Raw genomic sequence first — 4,450 nt, forward strand, 5'->3', positions numbered from 1 at the left:
GGTCAGGCACCGCGGGGCTTCAGGGGCCCAGCGTTATCGTTGACGACCATCGCGAGCGTGCTCGCTCCTACAGGGTTTGGATTGTGTTCAGAGGGCCTTTTCGAAGATCTTCGAATTACGCTGATAGTTGTACAGCGACGCCCGCGCCGATGGCAGGCGCTCGACGCTGCTTGGCGCAAAGCCGCGCTCGCGGAACCAGTGGGCCGTGCGGGTGGTGAGGACGAACAGGGTTTTCAAACCCTGGGCTCGGGCACGATCTTCAATGCGCTCCAGCAACTCGTCGCCACGACCGCCATGCCGGTACTCCGGGTTCACCGCCAGGCAGGCCAGCTCACCGGCATCCGAATCGGCAATCTGATACAGCGCCGCACAAGCGATGATCATGCCTTCACGCTCGACCACGCTGAACTGCTCGATTTCGCGTTCCAGCACTTCGCGGGAGCGACGCACCAGAATCCCCTGCTCTTCCAGCGGGCTGATCAGATCCAGCAATCCGCCCACGTCTTCAATGGCCGCTTCGCGCACCACTTCGAACTGCTCCTGGGCCACCAGGGTGCCGCCACCGTCACGGGTGAAGAGTTCGGTCAGCAGCGCGCCGTCTTCGGCGTAACTGACGATATGGCTGCGGGCCACGCCGCCACGGCAGGCTTCGGCCGCCGCATCCAGCAATTCCGCCTGATAGTTGCTGCCCAGACGCTGCAGATGCGCCGGCACCTGCTGTGGACGCAGTTCACGCACCAGACGCCCGTGCTCATCGATCAGGCCTTCTTCGGCACCGAACAGCAGCAGCTTGTCCGCGCCCAGATCGATGGCGGCGCGGGTGGCGACGTCTTCGCAGGCGAGGTTGAAGATTTCACCGGTCGGCGAGTAACCCAGGGGCGAGAGCAGCACGATGGAGCGCTCGTCGAGCAGGCGATTGATGCCCTTGCGGTCGACCCGGCGCACTTCGCCGGTGTGGTGATAGTCGACGCCTTCGAGCACGCCGATCGGCCGCGCTGTCACCAGGTTGCCGCTGGCCACCCGCAGGCGCGAACCCTGCATCGGCGAGGACGCCATGTCCATGGACAGGCGCGCTTCGATGGCGATACGCAATTGGCCAACGGCGTCGATCACGCATTCCAGGGTCGCGGCATCGGTGATGCGCATGCCGTGGTGGTAATGCGGCGTCAGGCCACGAGCTTCCAGACGCGCTTCGATTTGCGGGCGGGAACCGTGAACCAGCACCAGACGCACACCCAGGCTGTGCAACAGCACCAGGTCGTGGACGATATTGCCGAAATTGGAGTGCTCAACGCCGTCGCCAGGCAGCATGACGACAAAGGTGCAATCGCGGTGGGCGTTGATGTAAGGGGAAGCGTGACGAAGCCAATTGACGTATTCGGGCATGAACCTGGGCCTGTAATAAATAGCAGCCGAAAAAAAGGGCGAACAGAAAACGCACAGCGGGCTGATGGTTATCGTCGGAACAGGCTTGGCGACACGCGCGCTCTCCTCATGAATACGGGTTGGGACACTGGCAATTTAAACGCAAACATCCTGTAGGAGCGAGCATGCTCGCGATGGTGGCACAGACACCGCTGGGTGTCAGACAGCCCGCGTCATCGTTGACGACCATCGCGAGCATGCTCGCTCCTACAGTGAGTGCGTTTAACCCGCAGAGACCGGATTTTGAGCCGGTTTCAGACAGTAATGTTCAATCAACTGCCGTAATAGATGCACCGTAGGCTGCAAACGTGACATTTCAAGGAATTCTCCCGGCTGGTGGGCGCAGGCGATGTCGCCGGGGCCGAGCACTACGGTCTCGCAGCCAAGTCGCTGAAGATAAGGTGCTTCGGTGCCGAATGCCACCGCTTCGGCACTGTGACCGGTGAGCTTTTCGGCGATCCGCACCAATTCTGCATCCGCGTCCTGCTCGAACGACGGCACTTCGGGGAACAATGGCGCGTAATCGATCTTCACCTGATGCCGCTCGGCCACGGGCGTGAGCCGCTGCAGAATCTCGGCGCGCAAGGCCTTGGGGTCCATGCCCGGCAACGGTCGCAGGTCGAACTCCAACGAACACTGGCCGCAGATGCGGTTGGGGTTGTCGCCGCCGTGGATGCAGCCGAAATTCATGGTCGGGGTCGGTACGCCGAACTGCGGATTGCGGAATTCGCGCTGCCACAACAGGCGCAGGCCGCGCAGCTCGCCGATGGCATCGTGCATGGCTTCAAGAGCGCTGTGGCCCAGGCGCGGGTCCGAGGAGTGGCCGCTCTGCCCGAGGATGTCGATGCGTTCCATCATGATGCCCTTGTGCATGCGGATCGGTCGCAACCCCGTCGGCTCGCCGATCACCGCCGCCCTGCCCAATGGCCGCCCGGCCTCGGCGAGCGCACGGGCACCGGACATCGAGCTCTCTTCATCGCAGGTGGCGAGGATCATCAGCGGCTGCTTGAACGGTTGATCCAGCAAAGGTATGAGCGCCTCGATGGCCAAGGCGAAAAAGCCCTTCATGTCGCAACTGCCCAGACCCACCCAGCGGCCGTCGACTTCGGTGAGCTTCAGCGGATCGGTATTCCACAGGGCACCGTCGAACGGCACGGTATCGCTGTGCCCGGCCAGCACCAGCCCGCCGGGACCGGAACCGAAAGTGGCGAGCAGATTGAATTTGCCCGGGCTGACCTGCTGGATATCGCAGGCAAACCCCAGATCACCCAGCCACGCGGCCAGCAGGTCGATCACCGCACGATTGGATTGATCGAGCCTTGGCTGGGTACAACTGACGGACGGTGCAGCGATCAGCGCAGCGAACTGATCTTTCATGGACGGCAAAGGCATCGCAGACTCCAACCCCCGAATTGAAGTCCATCATAGAGCCATCCGGCGACAGGAATAAACCGTCGCACGGCGAAGCAGGGTCGAGTCCTGTACACTGCACGACCTTGGCAGCCATACATTCCCCCCGGCTGCGCTCCCGATCCTGGATTTTCCGGCCATGCAGAAAGAAACCGAAATCAAACTCCGCGTCAGCCGCGAAACCCTCGCCGCCCTGCGCGAGCATCCACTGCTTAAAAAACGTATCAAGTCCGGCTGGGAACGCCGTGAGCTGATGAATCAGTACTTCGACACCCCCGAGCGTGACCTGGCCCACGCCAAGGTTGCCCTGCGCCTGCGCAAGGATGGCGATGACGTGATTCAGACCCTCAAGACCCGCGGCCAGAGCGTCGCCGGTCTGTCGGTGCGCAACGAATACGACTGGAATCTGCCCAAGGCCAAGCTCGACCTGAAGAAGCTCGACGGCGAATGCTGGCCCGAAGCGCTGGCCGAACTGGACAAGAAAACCCTGAAGCCGATCTTCACCACCGACTTCGTCCGCGAGCGCGCCGAAATCGCCTGGGGCCGTGGCAAGGCCAAAGTGGTCATCGAAGCCGCACTGGACCTGGGCCATGTGGTGGTCGGCAAGCAGAAAGAAGAAATCTGCGAACTGGAACTGGAACTGCGCGAAGGCGAGCCTGCCGCGCTGCTGGAACTGGCCGCGGAACTGGCCGAGAAACTGGCCCTGATGCCTTGCGACATCAGCAAGGCCGAACGCGGCTATCGCCTATATGACGCCAACAGCTATTCGCTGAGCCTGCCGGCGCCGCAACTGACCGCCGAAACCCCGCTGGACGAAGCCTTCGCCGCGCTGTCCTGGCATTTGCTGGGCAGCAGCCAGCGCCTGGCCGAGCAATATCGCTTCAACGGCCACTGGCGCCTGCTGCAGGACTGGGTGGAAAACCTCGCCGAACTGCGTGCGCTGATCAGTAGCCTGGGCCAGGCCGCGCCGCGTCAATCGACCCACGACTTGCGCGTTGCCCTCGACGCCCTGCTGGAAGACTGGCGCCCGCTGGTCCAGGCAGGTGCGGACGATGAAGACATCCGCAAAGCCGCGCCGGAGCAGTTCCTCGAAGAGCTGGAAGACCCGCGCTGGGGCCTGTTCTCGCTGACCACTTCGCGCTGGTTGCTGGCCCGCACCTGGGCCGCCGACCGCAACACTCGCGGCAATCGCCAGGGCGCCGCGCAACTGAGCAGCTGGCTGCCGCGACTGTTGAGCGAAGAAGCCAATTCGCTGCAACTGCAACGCTACCAGCAGCAACCCGAAGACCTGGCCGAGCAACTGCCGCGTATCGAACGCATCCAGGTCTGGCTGCACCACGCGCGCAACGTGCTGGACATTCCGGAGATGGATCGTCTGTACGGCGAGCTGAACAAACTGGCGCAACTGGCCAACGAACCGATCACCGACGAAGCCCTGGATGCGCGCAAGCAGCAGGCGATTGCGGTGTATCAGAACCGGGCGTGGAAGATGTTGTTGCGTCTGTAACGCTTTCGACCTAATGCCAGACAGCTAAGCCAAACACCCTTTGTGGCGAGGGGGCTTGCCCCCGTTGGGTCGCGCAGCGGCCCCAAAAGATGGGACTGCTGCGCAGTC

At 62.7% G+C, this 4,450-nt stretch carries 3 protein-coding genes; 1 reads left to right on the forward strand and 2 read right to left on the reverse strand.

Annotated elements, in window-relative coordinates; all coding sequences use genetic code 11:
• Positions 1-87: 87 nt before the first annotated feature.
• Entirely contained in the window at positions 88-1,386 is a 1,299-nt protein-coding gene (gene argA / locus ACW9JE_RS28990) for an amino-acid N-acetyltransferase (RefSeq protein WP_175379691.1), read from the reverse strand.
• Positions 1,387-1,647: 261 nt separating this feature from the next.
• Positions 1,648-2,817: an acetylornithine deacetylase gene (gene argE / locus ACW9JE_RS28995; protein WP_457434711.1), complete on the reverse strand. Its 1,170-nt coding sequence runs from the start codon at positions 2,815-2,817 to the stop codon at positions 1,648-1,650.
• Positions 2,818-2,974: 157 nt separating this feature from the next.
• Here argE and ACW9JE_RS29000 point away from each other — a divergent pair, with 157 nt between their 5' ends.
• The gene (locus tag ACW9JE_RS29000; RefSeq protein WP_457434712.1) at positions 2,975-4,342 is read left to right on the forward strand and encodes a CYTH domain-containing protein; all 1,368 of its coding nucleotides are present in this window, start codon (positions 2,975-2,977) and stop codon (positions 4,340-4,342) included.
• The last annotated feature ends 108 nt before the right edge of the window (positions 4,343-4,450 follow it).

The organism is Pseudomonas sp. SDO55104_S430 (assembly GCF_054070595.1).